The sequence below is a fragment of the Paenibacillus cellulositrophicus genome (assembly GCF_009363095.1).
Classification (GTDB): Bacteria; Bacillota; Bacilli; order Paenibacillales; family Paenibacillaceae; genus Paenibacillus_AQ; species Paenibacillus_AQ favisporus.
Map to the genome: position 1 here is coordinate 408,017 of NZ_CP045295.1, position 16,170 is coordinate 424,186.

The 16,170-nt window shown below is 46.8% G+C and carries 19 protein-coding genes; 2 read left to right on the forward strand and 17 right to left on the reverse strand.

All coding sequences use genetic code 11. The features are described from left to right. Positions 1-45: 45 nt before the first annotated feature. The 9 genes from GCU45_RS01705 to GCU45_RS01745 all read right to left on the reverse strand — a co-directional run bounded on the left by GCU45_RS01705 (position 46) and on the right by GCU45_RS01745 (position 5,370). Positions 46-594: a dihydrofolate reductase family protein gene (locus GCU45_RS01705; RefSeq protein WP_152397819.1), complete on the reverse strand. Its 549-nt coding sequence runs from the start codon at positions 592-594 to the stop codon at positions 46-48. A gap of 115 nt (positions 595-709) precedes the next feature. After that, complete coding sequence (locus GCU45_RS01710) at positions 710-1,225, reverse strand: hypothetical protein (protein WP_152397820.1); 516 nt, start codon at positions 1,223-1,225, stop codon at positions 710-712. Between the two features lie 7 nt (positions 1,226-1,232). Continuing rightward, positions 1,233-1,727, reverse strand: a complete 495-nt coding sequence (locus tag GCU45_RS01715) for a DUF4097 family beta strand repeat-containing protein (RefSeq protein WP_152397821.1) — start codon at positions 1,725-1,727, stop codon at positions 1,233-1,235. Then, the gene (locus tag GCU45_RS01720; RefSeq protein ID WP_152397822.1) at positions 1,724-2,275 is read right to left on the reverse strand and encodes a DUF1700 domain-containing protein; all 552 of its coding nucleotides are present in this window, start codon (positions 2,273-2,275) and stop codon (positions 1,724-1,726) included. The genes GCU45_RS01715 and GCU45_RS01720 overlap by 4 nt, the downstream gene beginning before the upstream one ends. Next, positions 2,262-2,591 (reverse strand): PadR family transcriptional regulator, encoded by a 330-nt coding sequence (locus GCU45_RS01725; protein ID WP_152397823.1) that lies wholly within the window; start codon positions 2,589-2,591, stop codon positions 2,262-2,264. Before GCU45_RS01725 ends, GCU45_RS01720 begins: the two co-directional genes overlap by 14 nt. Before the next feature lie 261 nt (positions 2,592-2,852). Further along, positions 2,853-3,260: a cupin domain-containing protein gene (locus GCU45_RS01730; protein WP_152397824.1), complete on the reverse strand. Its 408-nt coding sequence runs from the start codon at positions 3,258-3,260 to the stop codon at positions 2,853-2,855. A 49-nt stretch (positions 3,261-3,309) separates the two neighbouring features. Next, a complete protein-coding gene (locus tag GCU45_RS01735; RefSeq protein ID WP_152397825.1) occupies positions 3,310-4,173 on the reverse strand; it encodes an aldo/keto reductase in 864 nt (287 codons plus the stop codon). Positions 4,174-4,190: 17 nt separating this feature from the next. Next, the gene (locus GCU45_RS01740; RefSeq protein WP_152397826.1) at positions 4,191-4,943 is read right to left on the reverse strand and encodes a carboxymuconolactone decarboxylase family protein; all 753 of its coding nucleotides are present in this window, start codon (positions 4,941-4,943) and stop codon (positions 4,191-4,193) included. A gap of 115 nt (positions 4,944-5,058) precedes the next feature. Next, positions 5,059-5,370 carry a DUF2255 family protein gene (locus GCU45_RS01745; RefSeq protein ID WP_152397827.1) on the reverse strand — a complete coding sequence of 104 codons (312 nt, stop codon included), beginning with the start codon at positions 5,368-5,370 and terminating at the stop codon, positions 5,059-5,061. 208 nt (positions 5,371-5,578) lie between these two features. Here GCU45_RS01745 and GCU45_RS01750 point away from each other — a divergent pair, with 208 nt between their 5' ends. Further along, positions 5,579-6,124 (forward strand): TetR/AcrR family transcriptional regulator, encoded by a 546-nt coding sequence (locus GCU45_RS01750; RefSeq protein ID WP_076164840.1) that lies wholly within the window; start codon positions 5,579-5,581, stop codon positions 6,122-6,124. A 63-nt stretch (positions 6,125-6,187) separates the two neighbouring features. Here GCU45_RS01750 and GCU45_RS01755 read toward each other — a convergent pair whose 3' ends face one another. Next, positions 6,188-6,610: a MerR family transcriptional regulator gene (locus GCU45_RS01755; RefSeq protein ID WP_152397828.1), complete on the reverse strand. Its 423-nt coding sequence runs from the start codon at positions 6,608-6,610 to the stop codon at positions 6,188-6,190. A 147-nt stretch (positions 6,611-6,757) separates the two neighbouring features. Between GCU45_RS01755 and GCU45_RS01760 the strand changes: the two genes are divergently transcribed. After that, positions 6,758-7,798, forward strand: a complete 1,041-nt coding sequence (locus GCU45_RS01760; protein WP_152397829.1) for an NAD(P)-dependent alcohol dehydrogenase — start codon at positions 6,758-6,760, stop codon at positions 7,796-7,798. Positions 7,799-7,901: 103 nt separating this feature from the next. Here GCU45_RS01760 and GCU45_RS01765 read toward each other — a convergent pair whose 3' ends face one another. From GCU45_RS01765 to GCU45_RS01795, 7 genes are all read right to left on the reverse strand, one after another. Further along, entirely contained in the window at positions 7,902-8,984 is a 1,083-nt protein-coding gene (locus tag GCU45_RS01765) for a Gfo/Idh/MocA family protein (RefSeq protein WP_152397830.1), read from the reverse strand. A 19-nt stretch (positions 8,985-9,003) separates the two neighbouring features. After that, positions 9,004-9,987 carry a Gfo/Idh/MocA family protein gene (locus GCU45_RS01770; RefSeq protein ID WP_152397831.1) on the reverse strand — a complete coding sequence of 328 codons (984 nt, stop codon included), beginning with the start codon at positions 9,985-9,987 and terminating at the stop codon, positions 9,004-9,006. Between the two features lie 117 nt (positions 9,988-10,104). Further along, positions 10,105-11,796, reverse strand: a complete 1,692-nt coding sequence (locus tag GCU45_RS01775; RefSeq protein WP_152397832.1) for an extracellular solute-binding protein — start codon at positions 11,794-11,796, stop codon at positions 10,105-10,107. A 57-nt stretch (positions 11,797-11,853) separates the two neighbouring features. Continuing rightward, complete coding sequence (locus GCU45_RS01780; protein ID WP_076164828.1) at positions 11,854-12,771, reverse strand: carbohydrate ABC transporter permease; 918 nt, start codon at positions 12,769-12,771, stop codon at positions 11,854-11,856. 33 nt (positions 12,772-12,804) lie between these two features. After that, positions 12,805-13,755: an ABC transporter permease gene (locus tag GCU45_RS34125; RefSeq protein WP_076164825.1), complete on the reverse strand. Its 951-nt coding sequence runs from the start codon at positions 13,753-13,755 to the stop codon at positions 12,805-12,807. Between the two features lie 246 nt (positions 13,756-14,001). Further along, complete coding sequence (locus GCU45_RS01790) at positions 14,002-15,162, reverse strand: GntR family transcriptional regulator (RefSeq protein WP_152397833.1); 1,161 nt, start codon at positions 15,160-15,162, stop codon at positions 14,002-14,004. 173 nt (positions 15,163-15,335) lie between these two features. Next, positions 15,336-16,061, reverse strand: coding sequence for a stalk domain-containing protein (locus tag GCU45_RS01795; protein ID WP_152397834.1), 726 nt, complete (start codon positions 16,059-16,061; stop codon positions 15,336-15,338). Between the last annotated feature and the right edge of the window lie 109 nt (positions 16,062-16,170).

The following is a 16,170-nucleotide window of genomic DNA, read 5'->3' on the forward strand; positions in this document are numbered from 1 at the left end:
GGATTTTTCCGTACAGAGATGCCTCTCTACTGGGATGATTCCAGATTAGTCTCTGTTCGCCTGATAGGTGAGCACGGCTACACCAGAACCGAAAGTCTGCGTGTCGACCAGTTTCAGCACCTTGTTGTCGAAGCCCTTATCGAACAGCCGTTGTCCACTGCCCAGCACGATCGGGAACACCATCAGCCGGTACTCGTCGATCAGGTCGAGCTGCGCAAGCGTCTGAATGAGCGCCCCGCTGCCGAACACGAGAATGTCTTTGCCAGGCTGCTGCTTTAGCTTTCGAATCTCTTCGGCGAAATCGCCCTTGATGACAGTGGAATTGTTCCATTCGGCTTTGTCCAGTGTCGTGGTGACGACGTATTTGGGGTAACCGTTCATCCATTCACCGTATTCCCCCGTCTGTTCGATCATGTTCGGCCAGGCTGCCGCGAACCCGTCATAGGTTACGCGTCCCAGCAGCAGCGTATCGCTCGACTTCAACTCCTCGTACTTGAACTTCTGCTGTTCATCGCTGCCGAATTGGAATGTCCACGCGGGATTCTCGATAACCCCGTCCAGCGATACGAATTCAGATACGACGACTTTTCTCATGTTTTCCATCCTCCTTTGATTTTTAAATATTGTTTATTGCATCAATGCTGTTGCGTGTCTTAAATTCAATTCGCCAATAGTATTACATTTAAGTTGTTTTCTGAACTTTCGGCAATTATATGACTTTCACGATACGCAGTAAAAACATTACATACATCGGAATGACGAACATGTTCTTCAGAACAAACAACACGGCGTTCGATAAATCCTGAACGTTGACTTCTGTTGCACCGAACAGATGAACGGACCATCCGATCGCAGCCTCGCTGCTTATCCACTCCGTTGCCAGCTTGAGCCCGGGAATGATTGCGTACTCGAACCAAAGGTACAGCCATCCCGCCGTGACGATAATTTCGGACGCCTTCAGAAGGGACAGCTTGCCCCAACGGATTTTATCCCGTTCTTTCCAGCCGATGACAACAATGGCCGCGAACAAAGCGATGCGTAAAATCCACAGAATCGTTTCCAGAGATTCCGGCTTGTTCCCCGTATACATCTGATATCCCCGTATCGCGGAGGGCACGATGGCGAGCGTCATAAGCACGATATGCGTAAAATAAAAGCGGAATCCCCACGTCACGAGCCGAAGCGGCTCCAGCAAAAATTGGAGAACCGACTGTCTAACGGTCATGGCTTTTTTACCTCACCTCCTTTCCGTTCACCCGGATATCACCCGATGTGTGCACGACCATGCTTTTGCTTGAGATTCCTTCCAGCTTCACATCTGCCCGCTTCGATGTGACTTCAACCTTGTCGTAAAGCTTATGGGGGAGCCGGACTTCGACCCTTTCTCGGTAGAAGAGCATACCAATATTGTCGCGATACGGATCTTTTCTGATCACGTCGATTTGCAGTTTCCCGCCGCTTCCGGTGATATCGATTCGATACAACTGTTCACGGCTTTTCTTGCTGACCCGAACATCCGCCGTAACGGTGTTCTGTTCGGACGGTAGCACGTACACGTCCGTCTGCGGCGAGTGAATTTGCACCGTCCGGATCGGTTCATTCGGAGCGGTCTGCTCGTGTTTGACGGTATACAGCTCGTTGATGCCCGTCAACCGCAGTGTATAAATGAATCCGGCGATTCCGGCAACGAGCAGTACAAGAGCAACGTATATTCCTTTTCTGATCATTGCGTTTCCCCTTTTACGCGCTGGTATTGAGACTTTGTTGATTGAATGGCCCATGCGGCCATCCGTTTGCCTGCGGCGTACAGCCCGATGCCTCCGAGCAAACCCAGGCTGAAGAAAATGAGGGACAAGGAGGCATACAGCATCCCGTCTGTGCGGTCATAGAACGGCATTGTCCATAGCAACAGCAAGGGCGAAAGCAAGAAGACTGCAGGCAGAAAGCAAGCGACCCCGTATAAAGTAATCCCGGCAAGCACGGGAAACATTCCCAGCAATGCGCCGATCCCTAGACGCGTCGTTGCCGATACCGCACGTAGCATCCGCAGGAACGAGATGCCATGTTCGGCTTCCACGATCCGGTATTCCGCGATCATTTCTTTCACGACAACCTCAGGAGCGCCCAACCTGCGACAAATTTCCTCTTCGCTGTGCCCGCTCTCTACCCCGGTTGCGAAATGTTCGGCGAAATCGTTGAGCAAATCCTGGCGTTCGCTTACGGGTAACCGTTTCAGTCCCGCCTCCAAACGCCGCAAATATTCAGCCTTGTTCACGCTTCATTTCTCCTTCGATCAATCGATTTATCGCGTCAGTAAGCAAGCCCCATTCCGCCAATAATCCCTCCAAATGCCGTAAACCCACCTCCGTCATAGAATAATATTTTCGCGAAGGCCCTTCTGCTGACTCAACATGATAGGTCGATAAATAATTTTGCGCTCTCAGCCTCCGCAGTAACGGGTAGAGTGAGCCTTCAGCGATGTCGATTTCCATGGAGATTCGCTCGGCAAGCTCAAATCCGTAATAGTCCTTTCTCGCGAGTAACGCCAGTACACACATTTCCAGCACGCCTTTCTTGAATTGCACATTCAATGAACATTCACCTCATCTAACTATCATCCACTACTGAATATTATTCACTAGCTGCCGATTTGACGCATCCGACCTTAGACGGAAATATAATCGGACTTTGGTCGGGTTGCGATGTCGATCCGGGAATAGCAGGCTGTTAATCCCGACGTGCTCTTTCTTATATCCGCCCTTTTTCTTCTGTAGTCAGTCAGAAACCCCACCGGTTGCGGAACCTTACGCAGAAACGGCAGCCAGTGATATAGGCTGCCGCTTCATCAATTATTATAATTTGTTGTAATGCTCATCCGTTACGGGTTCCAACCATTCCGGCTTACCTGCAGTGATGGCAATATGTTCGAACCAGCTGTCTTTTGCTGCACCATGCCAGTGTTTTACACCATCATGGGTAACCACAACATCACCGGCCTTCAGGAACTGGGCGGCCTTTCCTTCTTCCTGGTACCAGCCTTCGCCGCCGGTTACCAATAGAAGCTGAAACCCATCACGGTGGATATGCCAGTTATTCCGGCAACCCGGTTCGAAGGTTACATTCCCAACCCCAACATGAACATTGGGATCGGCAACCAACGTCTGCAGGTAACTTTGTCCCACAAAATATTTGGCAAATGCTTCATTCTTCTCTCCTACTGGGAAAATCACGCCGTTTTTTACCTCTTCATGTTTTGCCATGTTGGTTCCTCCTTTTAACATTAGTATGATTCATATCCTTTAGCTCTGTTTACTTTAATTTCCCGCCAAATACCGGAAAGAAGCTATGCTCACCATAATCTTGAATTTGCTCTACATTCTTCAATGTCTCCATATCTGCATCGCTGATCACAAAATCAAGCTCTGCATTGTTTCTCATGTGATCAGGATTTGCCGTCTTCGGAAGTACGACAAGACCAAGCTGGATATCATAACGCAGGCAAAGCTGGGCAACGGATACCCCATACTTATCTGCTATTGCCTTAACCTCATTATTATCAAGGATTGCACCGTGAGCAATTGGTGAATATGCCTCCACCAGGATGTCATTCTTTTGGCAGAACTCAATGAGATCCAAAGGCGTATTGCTCACATGTGCCAAGATCTGATTGACCATAGGCTTGATCTCACAGCATGCAAGTATATTCTCAATATCATCCTGAAGAAAGTTAGACAGACCGATGGCCTTTACTTTGCCTGTTCTATAAGCATCCTCCAACGCTTTCCATACTTCTTTGTTTTCCTCGAAGTAACGCTTCTCCTCACGGAACTCCGTCCAGGGTTGTGGACTGTGAATAATCAGAAGGTCAATGTATTCCAGTCCCAATTTGGCTAAGGACTCATGAATGGACAGCGTAACTGCATCATAGCTCTTTGCTTCTGCAGCAACCTTTGTCGTAATGAAAAGTTCTTCTCTCGCGACACCGCAGGTACGGATTGCTTCGCCTACTCCAGCCTCATTCATATAAGCCTGAGCCGTATCCATATGGCGATATCCTAGAGATACCGCATCTCGCACGGCCTGTGCCGCCTGTTCATCGTCGAGGAGCCAGGTACCCAATCCTAAATTAGGAATTTCAATACCGTTCGATAATTTGAATGTTTCGTTAAACATTGGTTTTGTCTCCTTTACTATTCCGGAATGATTTCATTGATGCAGCTTAAAGCATTTAACGTTCTAGGGAATCCCATATAAGGAAGACAATGAGTGATGGCGGTAATCATCGTTTCCTTGTCATTGCCGACATTTAGATTCCCTTGTACATGTGCCTTGACCTGAAGATCAGCACCCCCGAGTGCGCTGATGATGCTGAGCGTCAGCAGTTCACGCGTTTTCAAATCCAGGCCTCCTCGGGTATAGAAGTCGCCAAAGCAAAAGGCGGAAAGATACTCCTGAATATGCTTTTGATTAATCGGGGAATTTTCCTGGTTTTTGGTAATGATGTCACCGAAAATGTCCACCTGCACGGCAAGTCCCTTGTCAAACCGAGTCTCTTCTTCAACCTGTTGTTGGCTCTCCAGCGGCAATGCGATGTTTCTTGCTTTGAAAACGTTGTTGACCTCCGTCATGGCATTCAGCGTTTTGGGAAAACCGACGTAAGGCGCGCATTGGTACACGGCTTCCTTGATTTCGATCGGTGTAAGTCCGACGTTCAGGGCGGCATGGACATGTGCCTTGAGCTGAGGCAAGGTTTGATTTGTGGTTAGCACCACTAAGGTGATGAGCTCCCTCATTTTGTCATCCAGGCTGCCTTGATGAAAGACCTCCCCGAAAATAAACCGGCTCAACATATCCTGAAAATCGGGATCCGTGGTATATGCGGCAGGCACTCCATCGCCGAATAGCTGCTTGTACGTTTCTTGACTCTTCTCAATTCGATTCATCTTGCAACCTCCTATCCATGGGACAAATTCAAACAAGCCGTTATGATTAATGTAAGGTAAGCGGCACAACCTTCACTGTGGCTGAACGGGCTCGCGTACTGATCATCGAGTTTAGTTAAGGACTTCCCTTGTATTTCGCACGATATGCATTGTCGATGAGGTCCCCGATCTCCCCTTCTACCGGTTCAAAAGCAACTTCCTTAGTCATGCCAGCCACCGTGATCTGCCCCGCCTTCTGCTGTACTGCTGCCTGGTACCAACGGGAGTTCTGCCCGTAATAGGCGCGTACATAGAGTGAGCCGCCAACCACAACAGACCAAATCCAGGTCGGGGTACCATAGGTAACGCCGTCTTCCCGGAAAGGTGAGATGTGAAGATCATCGGACTCAGCGATCCTGCTCAATTCTTCTTTCGGCCACGTACTCATGAATGGGATCCTCCTTAAAGCTTGATATTAAGCATGCACATAGAATGAACTACAGCAGCAAAAATGAACATTGATTGTTTAATCAACTCGTGTTTATAATTTTATACAGAACCCCCATGCTTACAATGGTCATTTCCTCACAATGTGTGCGTTACTCAACAAATGATCCAAAATTGCCGATTATCTTAAGATGGAGGACGTTATAAAAATGACTAAAGTGGATCGAAGGGTCGTCAAATCCCAAGAAGCTATCAAGAAGGCCATTCTTGAACTGATGGCAGAAAAAAACTTTGATGACATTACCATCCGTGATATTTCCGACAGGGCCAATGTGAATCGAGGTACGGTATATCTGCACTATCTAGATAAATACGACCTGCTGGATAAAATTATCGAAGAACACATCAGTAATCTCAGCGAACTTTGCCGATCTGCATCCGAAATGAGCTTCCAAGAAGGAAATTATGTCTGGTTCGAATATTTTGCAGAGCATCATTTGTTTTTTTCAATCATGTTAAACACCAAAAGCGCGGCTCATTTCCGCAGCCGTTTCCTTGATTTAGTCGTTCAAGAGTATAAAGTTGAAGTCGATGTAACCGAAGGGAAAAATCAAGGCTTAAATCAAGAAGTTATCCTGCAATTTTTCGGGGCAGCCGTTGTGGGGGCCGTGGAATGGTGGTTCAGGAATGGAATGCCTGTTCCTCCTCGTGTCATGGCAGAACAGACAGGGATATTGCTGGATCGAAATTTATAACCTCTGAATAACAAAACCACCTGTAATTCATATAGAAATATATGGATTACAGGTGGTTTTCTATTAATAAGTCGAGGCGAAGTTACTGCCAATTTTGTTGTTCTTATGAACATCTTCCGTTCCGGCATCGAGCGCGGTCTTGTAATATAAGCATTTATGTTCGATGACTTCCATTGTTCTTTTAAGTTCTTCCATCTGCGCCTCTACAGCAGCTTTCCGTTCCAGAAACATATCATATCTTTGTTTCAGAGTCGTATCCCCTTCTGAACACCAACTAATAAAATTTTTAATTTCCTTAATCGGCATCCCCGTGGTTTTCAAACATTCGATTACTTTCAATGACTCGATATCGGATTCTTTAAACAAGCGTGTTCCGCTGGCTGTCCGTTCTACAAAGGGCAAAAGTCCCTCTTTGTCGTAGTAACGCAACGTATATATAGTAAGGTTCAATTGCTTGGCAGCTTCGCTGATTGAAAATGTCTTCAACAAGGATCTTCCTTTCTTTGCGATATAGCTCTGTCGTTTATACCTATTTTGATATTATCATAAAATCAGTGCTTGACCTAGAGTTAACTCTAGGGAATAAAATTGATTTTGCAACATATGAACAACCATGGATAGGAGGATTTCGAGATGATTACTGCTAAAGCAAGAGCTGTCGACGGTCCGGACAAACCGTTTCGAGCAGCTGAAATTAAACGACGCGATCTGGATTCGCAGGATATTTTAATTGAAATCAAATTTGCGGGAATATGCCATTCCGACATCCATACGGCTCACGGCGAATGGGGACCTGTCAACTATCCGCTTGTGCCTGGACACGAGATTGCGGGAATTGTTACGGCTGTTGGCCCTCATGTCACAAAATACAAAGTCGGTGACCGTGTAGGGGTTGGCTGTATGGTTGATTCCTGTGGCGAATGCGAGAACTGCCGTAAAGGGGAAGAACAATACTGCCTCAAAGGAAATGTTCCGACCTACGCTGGTGTTGACAAATACGGCGAGCCAACTCAAGGTGGTTATTCCACCCACATTGTCGTCACGGAGAATTTCGTAGTCAGAATCCCCGACAACATCGAGCTTGATGCCGCGGCGCCGTTGCTTTGCGCGGGTATTACAACCTATTCCCCGCTTAATCATTGGGGGGCCGGCCCAGGCAAAAAAGTAGCTGTAGTCGGTATGGGCGGCCTCGGGCATATGGCTGTTCAAATTGCGCATGCGATGGGTGCCGAGGTCACGGTTTTGTCCCAAACCTTAAGTAAAAAAGAAGATGGCTTGCAATTGGGTGCAGACAACTACTACGCCACTAGCGATCCGGAAACCTTCGAAAAACTCGCCGGCCGCTTTGATCTGATTATTAACACGGTGAGTGCCAGCATCAATATGGATGCTTATTTCTCACTACTAACGCTTGACGGAACTTTGGTTAACGTCGGTGCCCCTGGGGAGCCGTTGTCGCTGAATGTCATGTCCCTCATCGGACATCGGCGTTCATTTGCGGGCTCCATGATTGGAGGCATCCGCGAGACACAGGAAATGTTGGACTTCTGCGCACAGCACAGCATCGTTCCTAAGATCGAAGTGATCTCGGCCGACCAGATTGACGAAGCCTACAAACGTGTATTAGCCTCGGATGTGAAATACAGATTCGTCATTGATATTAGCACGATGTAAGCTGCGTACAACATTTGTTCCATAAGTGATTACATGTTGAAGGTGCCTCAAAAGAAAGCTTTTGGGCACCTTCGCTTTATTCTATGATTTTCATTCCACGTCCTTATTCCTTATCAAAATAAACGGTTTTTCCCGTTTCTGCGGATATATACACCGCCTCTAATATTTGCGATACGACCATCGCTTCCCTAGGTTTAACCAAAGGTTCGGTATCGTTCACGATACTGTCAATCCATTGCTTGGCTTCATACTCGAAATCGGTCATTTCTTCTCCGCTGAATCGTTCTCTTGCATTCGGATTCACATCGATTTTATTCAGGAACAGGCTCCCATCTCTCTCGCCATTGATCCGAAGCTCATTTTTAGCAAAATCCGCTCCTCCCTTCGTTCCGCACAGCAGGTTGCCGCCACCTTCTGCAATGTTAAGGGCCCAGCTGGTTTCTATGATGACCGTCGCTCCATTTTTAAATTTCACATACCCGAACGCCGAATCTTCTACCTCAAATTCGTTTGGATCCCAGGATCCCCATTCGTTTGCGGCATTTTCGGTATATTTCAGTTTATGGAAGACGCTGCCGACGACACTAACCGGTTCATAGTTATCCATCAACCACAGGATCAGATCAAGGGAATGGGTTCCAATATCAATCATAGGCCCGCCTCCCTGTTTCTCTTTATCCAGGAACACGCCCCATGTAGGTACGCCTCTCCTCCGGGTCGCAACCGCTTTGGCAAAATAGATATCTCCAAGTTCCCCTTTGGTGATCATCTTTTTTAACAGCTGACTTCTGGCGTTGGAGCGATTCTGGTACCCGACGGTTAGCTTCTTGCCTGTTCGCAAATGGGCTTCGTACATCACTTTGGCCTCCGCGCCTGTGACTGCCATCGGTTTTTCGCACATGACATGTTTGCCGCTTTCGAGAGCATCAATGGATATCGACGCGTGAGAGCTGTTCGGTGTCAATACATGTACGACCTCAATATCCTCTATCGCAAGCAGATCTTTGTAATTTGTAAACACCTTTGCATCTGGCGTGCCGTATTTTTGCGCCGCTTCCTCGGCCCTTTCCGGCTTCAAGTCGCAGAAGGCCACCATCTGTACATGATCTAACTTGGACAAACACGGCATATGCTTCCCGCCCGCGATCATGCCGCAGCCGATGATTCCTACTTTTACAGTTCTCATCTGAATTCCCTCCCCCACGCTATTTGAACTCTACCGTCCGGTTTTCCTTATGAGCGGTGTATGCCGCCTCCAATAGCTCCGTCAATTTTGTCCCCTCTTCCAGACCGAAGGGCATCGGCTTGTTATGAAGCAATGCATCTGCCCATTGGATGATCGGAAGCGGCTGCTCTTTAGGGAGTTGGCTCGGTGAAATCCATCCGGAGAAAGGCAAATCGAGCTTCTTCGAGATGACTCTAACGTTATCATCTGAGACCATCAAGGTGCCCTCTGTGCCGTAAATTTCAAGGGCAGAAGGAGTTTTGTACGTCACAAGGCTCGTTTCAACCAGAGCGACCGCGTTGTTTACGAACTCAATGGAGCACTGCGCATTATCTTCCACTGCACGACGGGTGAAGTAATGAAACATGGATGTGATTCTTTTGGGCTTGCCGAGCAGCATACTTGCGATGTACATCGGATGACAGCCCAAATCCATCATGGCTCCGCCCCCTGTTTGCTTCTCATCATACCAGTATTCCGGGAGCCAATTGTTTAAAGCACCGTCGTGGCCATTACGAATGCGTAAAAGCGTAATGTCACCTAATATATGGTCATCGATCAATCGTTTAGCGAACAATTGGTGTGGTCTTGTCAGAGCAGGAAATGAAATGCAGAATTTGACGCCTGCTTTGCGTACCGCTGCAGAGATCCGATCGCATTCCTGGGTGGTCAGAGCCATGGCTTTTTCGGTAAAAATGTGTTTGCCGGCCTCAGCTGCTGCTACCATGACGTCTGCGTGCATGCTTGTAGGGGCATCCACGACGACGCCATCGACGTCTTCCCGTTTCAGCAGAGTATCCAAATCCGCTTCAAAATCCGCTCCCAATTGGGCAGCCCATTCGCTTCCACGTTCAGGCTGTTCGTCCCAAACGGCCGTGATCTTAACGTTTCCATGATTTTGCAGCCTTCTGGCGTAATCCGCTGCATGCACATGCCATTTGCTTAACATCGCAACGTTCAACATGCTTTTCCCCTCCGTAATCGGTTAATAGTCGTCGTATGCGTTTGAGCATTCGTTAGAAAGTGAATTGGGATGGCAGTAACGCCACCCCAAAATTGTTCATGATATAGATTGAACGATCTAGAACCCTACATCATCTCTTTCCGCAGCTTTTTGAGCTACGAACTCCGCCATTTCATCCACGCCCGCAGACTTATATTTTTCTTGAACACTATGAAGAAGTTTTAGAGCTTCTTCATCTGACGAAGCAAACAGTGCTTTCTTAAATTCGTCGTCGAAATTCAAGCTGCTGGTTTTACTGATAAAATCCTGATATTTCGGCCATTCTCTTGCAAGGTAGCTGGCGCTTACTTTGTCTATGATTTTGATAGGCATTTTTGCCGAGAAGCTTTCCTCCAACTTTTGCCACTGCGTTTTTTGATCTTCGGGCGTCGGCCAAGTGACTTCATTAGAGAATGCCCCGATGAACCTTCCTGGAAGGAAATTGAGCCCTGCGTCTCTCTTCAGATCCGGATTTTCATCGAATTGTTTTTTTACATCCGGAATCCATTGGGGTACTCCGTTTTCCATGGTATAGTGCGTTCCTTCAATTCCGAAATACGCAAGCAATCGGCCTTCTTCGCTGTTAACATAATCAATGTACCGCAATGCCGCATCGGGATCTTTGATGTTCGCGCTCAAGAAAAGGACAGGGAAACCGGAACGGCCGGGTTTTTCAACTTGCGTACGAATGTCTCCGTTCTTATTCTTCATCGGGCCGAGTAGTTCATATTGCATTTCCGGATTCGTCTTATACAGCGTTTTTTGTAAATCACCTAACATCGGTTGGGCTCCGAATACAGCCATCTTGCCCGTCGTGAGCTTTTCATTCGCTGTGGTACTCGTATTGTTGAAGGCTTCAAGATCAAACAATCCTTCTTTTAGCAGCTTTCTCATGTATAACAACTTGGCTTCATAATCCTTGGATTGCGTCCAGTGGATCAGTTTTCCATCCACTTCACGGAAGTCCGAAATCGAATAATCCGACCATCCGGCAAGGAACTGCCCGTAATCCCATCCATTCCACATCGTTCCGGCCGGGATGACCGGCTTCCCGCCAATATCTTTGAACCCGCCATCTCTGATCTTGACCAATAGATCATACAGTTTGTCTTCCGTATCAATATCCTCCGCTTTTACATTTAAAGCTTTCAGGATATCTCCCCTGGCAAAAAGGCCGTAATTCCAATTATGAATGCTCTCAGGGGTTCCGTCCGGGGTCTCCGTTGGAATGAGATACGTCTTGCCTCCAAAATCGGGACTATTGAGATCGAACTCGGCAAAATCTTTCGCAATCCCGGTTGTCACCAGTCTTTTAATATTCGGGTATTTATCGAGATAAGGAGTTAAATCCAGAAGCTGTCCTTCCATGGCTGCCTTCTTGATGACTTGCCCTTCTCCTCCAGTAGTAGACCAGAACGGTGCGTTAACAATATCCGGAACCGTACCGGAAGCAAAGATGGTATTCAGTTTTTCTACTTCGCTTGTTGTGATGGATTCCAGGTTTAGCGTGACCCCGGTTTTTTCCCTGATTTTTTGGGCCACCGGATTATTTTTCTGGTCCTGAGGGAAACCGGCTCCGCCGCCGTTCCAAGCACTGAGGAAAGTCAAGGTTACCGGCTTTATTTCTTCTGTACCTGTCTTATTCGGACCCGGATCAACCGTGCCTGCTTTCTCTTCTTTGCCTGTTCCCGTACATGCCGTCATGGTCACTAACAGCAGTAACGCGATTAGTGTCGTGGCAAGAACACTCCTACGCCTGTTCTTCCTCATCCTACAATCCCCTTCCATTGGAAGTTTATATATAAAAGGCCTAGCCTTTTATACCAACTACTCCTTAAGCGAACCTACCAATACGCCTTTGACAAAATATTTCTGAAGAAATGGATACACACAGATGATCGGGGTGGTGATAATAATGACGAAAGTCATCCTCAAGGCTTCCGGAGTTACACCTCGCAGCTCCATCTGAGACTGGGTCATGTTTTGGATCGCTGATCCGCTATTTCCCGACGACGTCATCGACTGGAAAGACGCTTCGCTGATCATCTTGTTCAGGAACGTAGCCGCAGGCTGCAGTTTTTCGTTCTGTATGAAAAACTGACCGGTAAACCAGTCATTCCACACGCCAACCCCGACAAACAAGGCAATAGTAGCAAGCACCGGCATCGAAAGAGGCAGGATGATTCTTGCGAATACCGCCAACTCACTTGCTCCGTCGATTCGGGCCGATTCCGACAGACCTTCCGGGATCCCGTCGAAGAAGGTTTTCATAATAATCGCATTGAAAAAGTTATACAGTGACGGCAGTACCAACACCCAAAACGTATTCAGGATGTGCAATTCCCGGTACAGGATAAAGGTCGGAATGAGGCCCCCGCTGAACAACGTGGTGAAGAAAAAGAAGAATACGATATATTTTCTTCCGGGCAGCCCTTTCCGCGACAGGGCGTAGGCTAATAACGCCGTCAAAAATACGGAGCCAACCGTTACGATCAGGGTTCGGGAAATGGAAATATAAAACGAATTTAAGATTAAGGGATTGCTAAAAGCTTTCGCATAGTTTTCTAATGTAAACACTCTAGGAAAAAGATAGATTCCACCCTTCATCGCGTCGTAGCCGTCATTGAAAGAAAGGGCCAGAAAATAGATAAATGGATAGAGTGCCGTAGCGCAGAATAAAAGCAGCACCGAATAGTTCAGCGTCGCATACATTTTATCTGCCGGCGTCAGCCTTCTCTCCCCCATACACACACCTCCTCAATCTTCAGCGCCAGCTGTTTACCACAACGATACGTCACTCACACGTTTGGATACTTTGTTGACAACCACGATGAGAAGCAGCGAGATCGCTGACTTGAATAAACCAATGGCCGTGGAATAGGCTAATTGCCCTTGCTGCAGGCCAGTTTTTAAGACATACGTGTCCAATATCTCCGAGACGCTTAATGTTGCGGGGGACTGCATCAGCCAGATTTGGTCAAAACCCGCATTCAGTATTCCGCTGAGGGAGAATATGAGCAATATGCCGATCGTTGGCGTAAGGGATGGAAGCGTGATCTTAAACAGTTTGCTCCACCGGCCTGCCCCGTCGATTTCGGCTGCCTCATACAAGTGCGGATCGATATTCGTTAACGCGGCTAAATAAATGATCGAACCCCAGCCTACACCTTTCCAGATATCGGAAATGATGACCAATGGATAGAACAATTCCGGCTTCCCCATAAAAAAGATCGGATCCAACCCCATCTGGTACCGAATATCATTGATGAGACCTACGTTCGGAGACAGTATTTTTTGAAGTAAAGTAACGACGACGACCCACGACACGAAGTGCGGCAGATAGGAAATGGTTTGGAAAACCCTTTTAATTTTTTTGTGCATGATTCCATTAAGCATCAAGGCTAAGACCAATGGAGCCGGAAATCCAAAAATCAGCTTAAGGGCACTAATGGACAACGTATTTCGGAGAACATCGTAAAAGCTGGAATCGTTTAAAAACTGCTCGAAATATTTAAAGCCTGCCCACGGACTCCCCAAGATCCCCAGATTGAATTTGTAATCTTTGAACGCGATCAGAATGCCGTACATCGGATAGTAGGCAAAAACCAGAAACCATAGGATCGCAGGAAGAATAAATAAGTATATATATCTAAATTGCCATATTTTAACTAATTTTCGGTTCTTTTTTAGTCGTTCATATCTAGGGATAACAGCACCTTTGGGTACCATTCACCGAACACCTCCTACCTCTTCGTCGTATCAGGCTTTATATCGCATGGATTTCACACATCCCGGTCTCACTTTTGCGTAAGGCATATCGCACGGTTTCCCCCTCCTTTATTGCAAGCGGTTTCATTTGTATGATTCAAATATATTCAATATGGTGTAGGATTCATTCCATAATTTCTTCATTCGCATAAAAGTTATCTTCAGATCAGAAAAAAGGAGATGTTCCCGTCGCGGGACGGGCTGATATCATGATGTGGAGAAAATGTACTTTCCCGTCGTCTCGCCAATCACCAATTCCGGCTCCACGAGGGTTTTAATGTATTTTCCGGGTTGGCCGTCATCACTGTTTATGACCTCAAGCAGCGTGTTTGCCGCCCGGTAGCCCATATCTCGTTCAAACTGTTTAACATGCGTGAATGTGCTGTATCCTTCGATGATGGAAGTCGGATCGTCAAAACTGATGATGGATATGTCCTCAGGCACCTTCAAACCGGCTTGACGTGCCATCTGATGGATTTTCACGCCAAGACTCCCGTTTAGCGTAATATAGGCCGTTGCCATTCGATTTTGGATATATCGGTACAGAGGGTGTGTTTCTGCTTGCTCAAGACTTCCGATTTCAAAACCGGTTACGATGTGGGCCGGGTTAATGAGGGATCCCTTTTCCTTTAAGGCATTCATATATCCATCGATCCGCTCTTGAACGGTAACGGTTTGTATAGGCGAATCAGAGCATATGGCGATTTCACGGTGCCCCAGATCCCATAAGTAATTGACGGCCAGGTTAGCGCCAAGCCTACCGTCTGATGCGATATAATGAGTTTCCACTCCTGGAAGGTAACGGTCGATGAGAACAAACGGAAATCCCGCAAATTTCATGCTTAATATTTCTTCATTGAATAATTCCTCGTCAACCGGGAAAATCAACAGCCCTTCCACACCAATTTTACTGCAGGTCTGGATCGCCTCTTTTTCCTTCTCAATGCTGCCCTCCGATAAATAGATCACGAAACGGTAATCGTTTTCATTTAGGGCTTGCTGAATCCCCTGGACAAGTCTAATGGTAAAATAATCATAAATGCTGGGCATAATCAGACCGATCAGCCTCGTCCGTACTTCTCCGCTAGTTATAATGGTTTGCTTTTCTGCACTTTTAGAAGATGCCGTCGGAATTTCATTTTCCGGATCGCTTACAAAGGACCCCTTTCCGGGAACTCTTGTAATGATTCGTTCATTAACCAAGCCGGATAAGGCATGAACGACAGTAATTTTGCTTACTCCGAATCGCTCCATAAGTTCCTTTTCCGTAGGGATACGGTCTCCAACCTTCAATACCTGGGACGTGACCAAATCACGTATATACTCCTGAACCCTCTGATACAAAGGTATTCTGTCCGCTGAGTTCATCCGAATCACCACATTTCATATCAATATATTCAATATATAAAATACGAATGGCGAGATCGTTTTATTCCATGTCTGTTCTTTGTTTGATACACAAATAGCAGGCTCCCGATATTTCGGAAGCCTGCTGCTTCATCGATCTGCTTATTAAGTTAAACAAAATCGTCATCAATGAATTATTTCAATTTTGCAACGGATACGGCGACCTTCTCCAATTGCGCCTTTGAGAGGGAATGATCCTGCGAGTAGAGCGTAACAAATCGGTCATCGAGTTTAAAAGTCAGCATCGCGGTATCGCTTGGTGTATACCATTTAGCCTGCACCCCATTGGAGAGCGTGACATTTTTACCATCATATTCGAAAGCGTAGTCCCGTGGCGATACCTCTACGTTCATGTGATTAAACGTGAACTTGACCGAATCCCCGCCAGCAGCTACTTTCTGGAAACTATCATTTTTCACCGCCTGCATTGGCGCATAAGCCGTAGTAAAGCCGTCGAATTTCGCGAATTCTTTCTTCATCGCCTGAATTTGAGAAGTCGAATACGTAACAGCCACAAGATCGGCTCCTGTTTGGTTTCCTGTATTCCCATCGTTAGGCGCAGAAGGTGTACCAATGGTGATGACACCGGTACGGCTATTATAATCAACCGATGCCTTCAATGCCTCAGACAGGGCACGAACCGGAAGATAAGTCGAGTCGTTGTATACGATTGGAGCCAATTTGTTCCCTTTTCCATCCGTCGGTACAAACGTTTTTCCATCGATTTTGAAACTGATGTTGTGATTGAGGTAGGCGGAAATTTTCTGCAAGTTGGCACCGGCGTAGACGCCTGCCGCTCCGGAAACGGTCATACCTACGACAAGTGCAGCCATAATGGTTCCTTTTACACGATTTTTCATGATTATTCTCTCCCTTGTTGTTTTATTGCCGAAGCAAACGCGATGTCTTACCTTGGTAGAACTCAAACCTTCTTCATATCCCCGTTTATCTTGTTTAAGGCTGGGGTTC

What these genes read in the sequence shown, in the direction of transcription:
- GCU45_RS01715 (WP_152397821.1), bottom strand. Translation starts at nt 1,727, where the DNA reads ATGATCAGAAAAGGAATATACGTTGCTCTTGTACTGCTCGTTGCCGGA.
- GCU45_RS01795 (WP_152397834.1), bottom strand. Translation starts at nt 16,061, where the DNA reads ATGAAAAATCGTGTAAAAGGAACCATTATGGCTGCACTTGTCGTAGGT.
- GCU45_RS01790 (WP_152397833.1), bottom strand. Translation starts at nt 15,162, where the DNA reads ATGAACTCAGCGGACAGAATACCTTTGTATCAGAGGGTTCAGGAGTAT.
- GCU45_RS01730 (WP_152397824.1), bottom strand. Translation starts at nt 3,260, where the DNA reads ATGGCAAAACATGAAGAGGTAAAAAACGGCGTGATTTTCCCAGTAGGA.
- GCU45_RS01780 (WP_076164828.1), bottom strand. Translation starts at nt 12,771, where the DNA reads ATGGGGGAGAGAAGGCTGACGCCGGCAGATAAAATGTATGCGACGCTG.
- GCU45_RS01710 (WP_152397820.1), bottom strand. Translation starts at nt 1,225, where the DNA reads ATGACCGTTAGACAGTCGGTTCTCCAATTTTTGCTGGAGCCGCTTCGG.
- GCU45_RS01705 (WP_152397819.1), bottom strand. Translation starts at nt 594, where the DNA reads ATGAGAAAAGTCGTCGTATCTGAATTCGTATCGCTGGACGGGGTTATC.
- GCU45_RS01735 (WP_152397825.1), bottom strand. Translation starts at nt 4,173, where the DNA reads ATGTTTAACGAAACATTCAAATTATCGAACGGTATTGAAATTCCTAAT.
- GCU45_RS01775 (WP_152397832.1), bottom strand. Translation starts at nt 11,796, where the DNA reads ATGAGGAAGAACAGGCGTAGGAGTGTTCTTGCCACGACACTAATCGCG.
- GCU45_RS01770 (WP_152397831.1), bottom strand. Translation starts at nt 9,987, where the DNA reads ATGTTGAACGTTGCGATGTTAAGCAAATGGCATGTGCATGCAGCGGAT.
- GCU45_RS01745 (WP_152397827.1), bottom strand. Translation starts at nt 5,370, where the DNA reads ATGAGTACGTGGCCGAAAGAAGAATTGAGCAGGATCGCTGAGTCCGAT.
- GCU45_RS01750 (WP_076164840.1), top strand. Translation starts at nt 5,579, where the DNA reads ATGACTAAAGTGGATCGAAGGGTCGTCAAATCCCAAGAAGCTATCAAG.
- GCU45_RS01740 (WP_152397826.1), bottom strand. Translation starts at nt 4,943, where the DNA reads ATGAATCGAATTGAGAAGAGTCAAGAAACGTACAAGCAGCTATTCGGC.
- GCU45_RS01765 (WP_152397830.1), bottom strand. Translation starts at nt 8,984, where the DNA reads ATGAGAACTGTAAAAGTAGGAATCATCGGCTGCGGCATGATCGCGGGC.
- GCU45_RS34125 (WP_076164825.1), bottom strand. Translation starts at nt 13,755, where the DNA reads ATGGTACCCAAAGGTGCTGTTATCCCTAGATATGAACGACTAAAAAAG.
- GCU45_RS01760 (WP_152397829.1), top strand. Translation starts at nt 6,758, where the DNA reads ATGATTACTGCTAAAGCAAGAGCTGTCGACGGTCCGGACAAACCGTTT.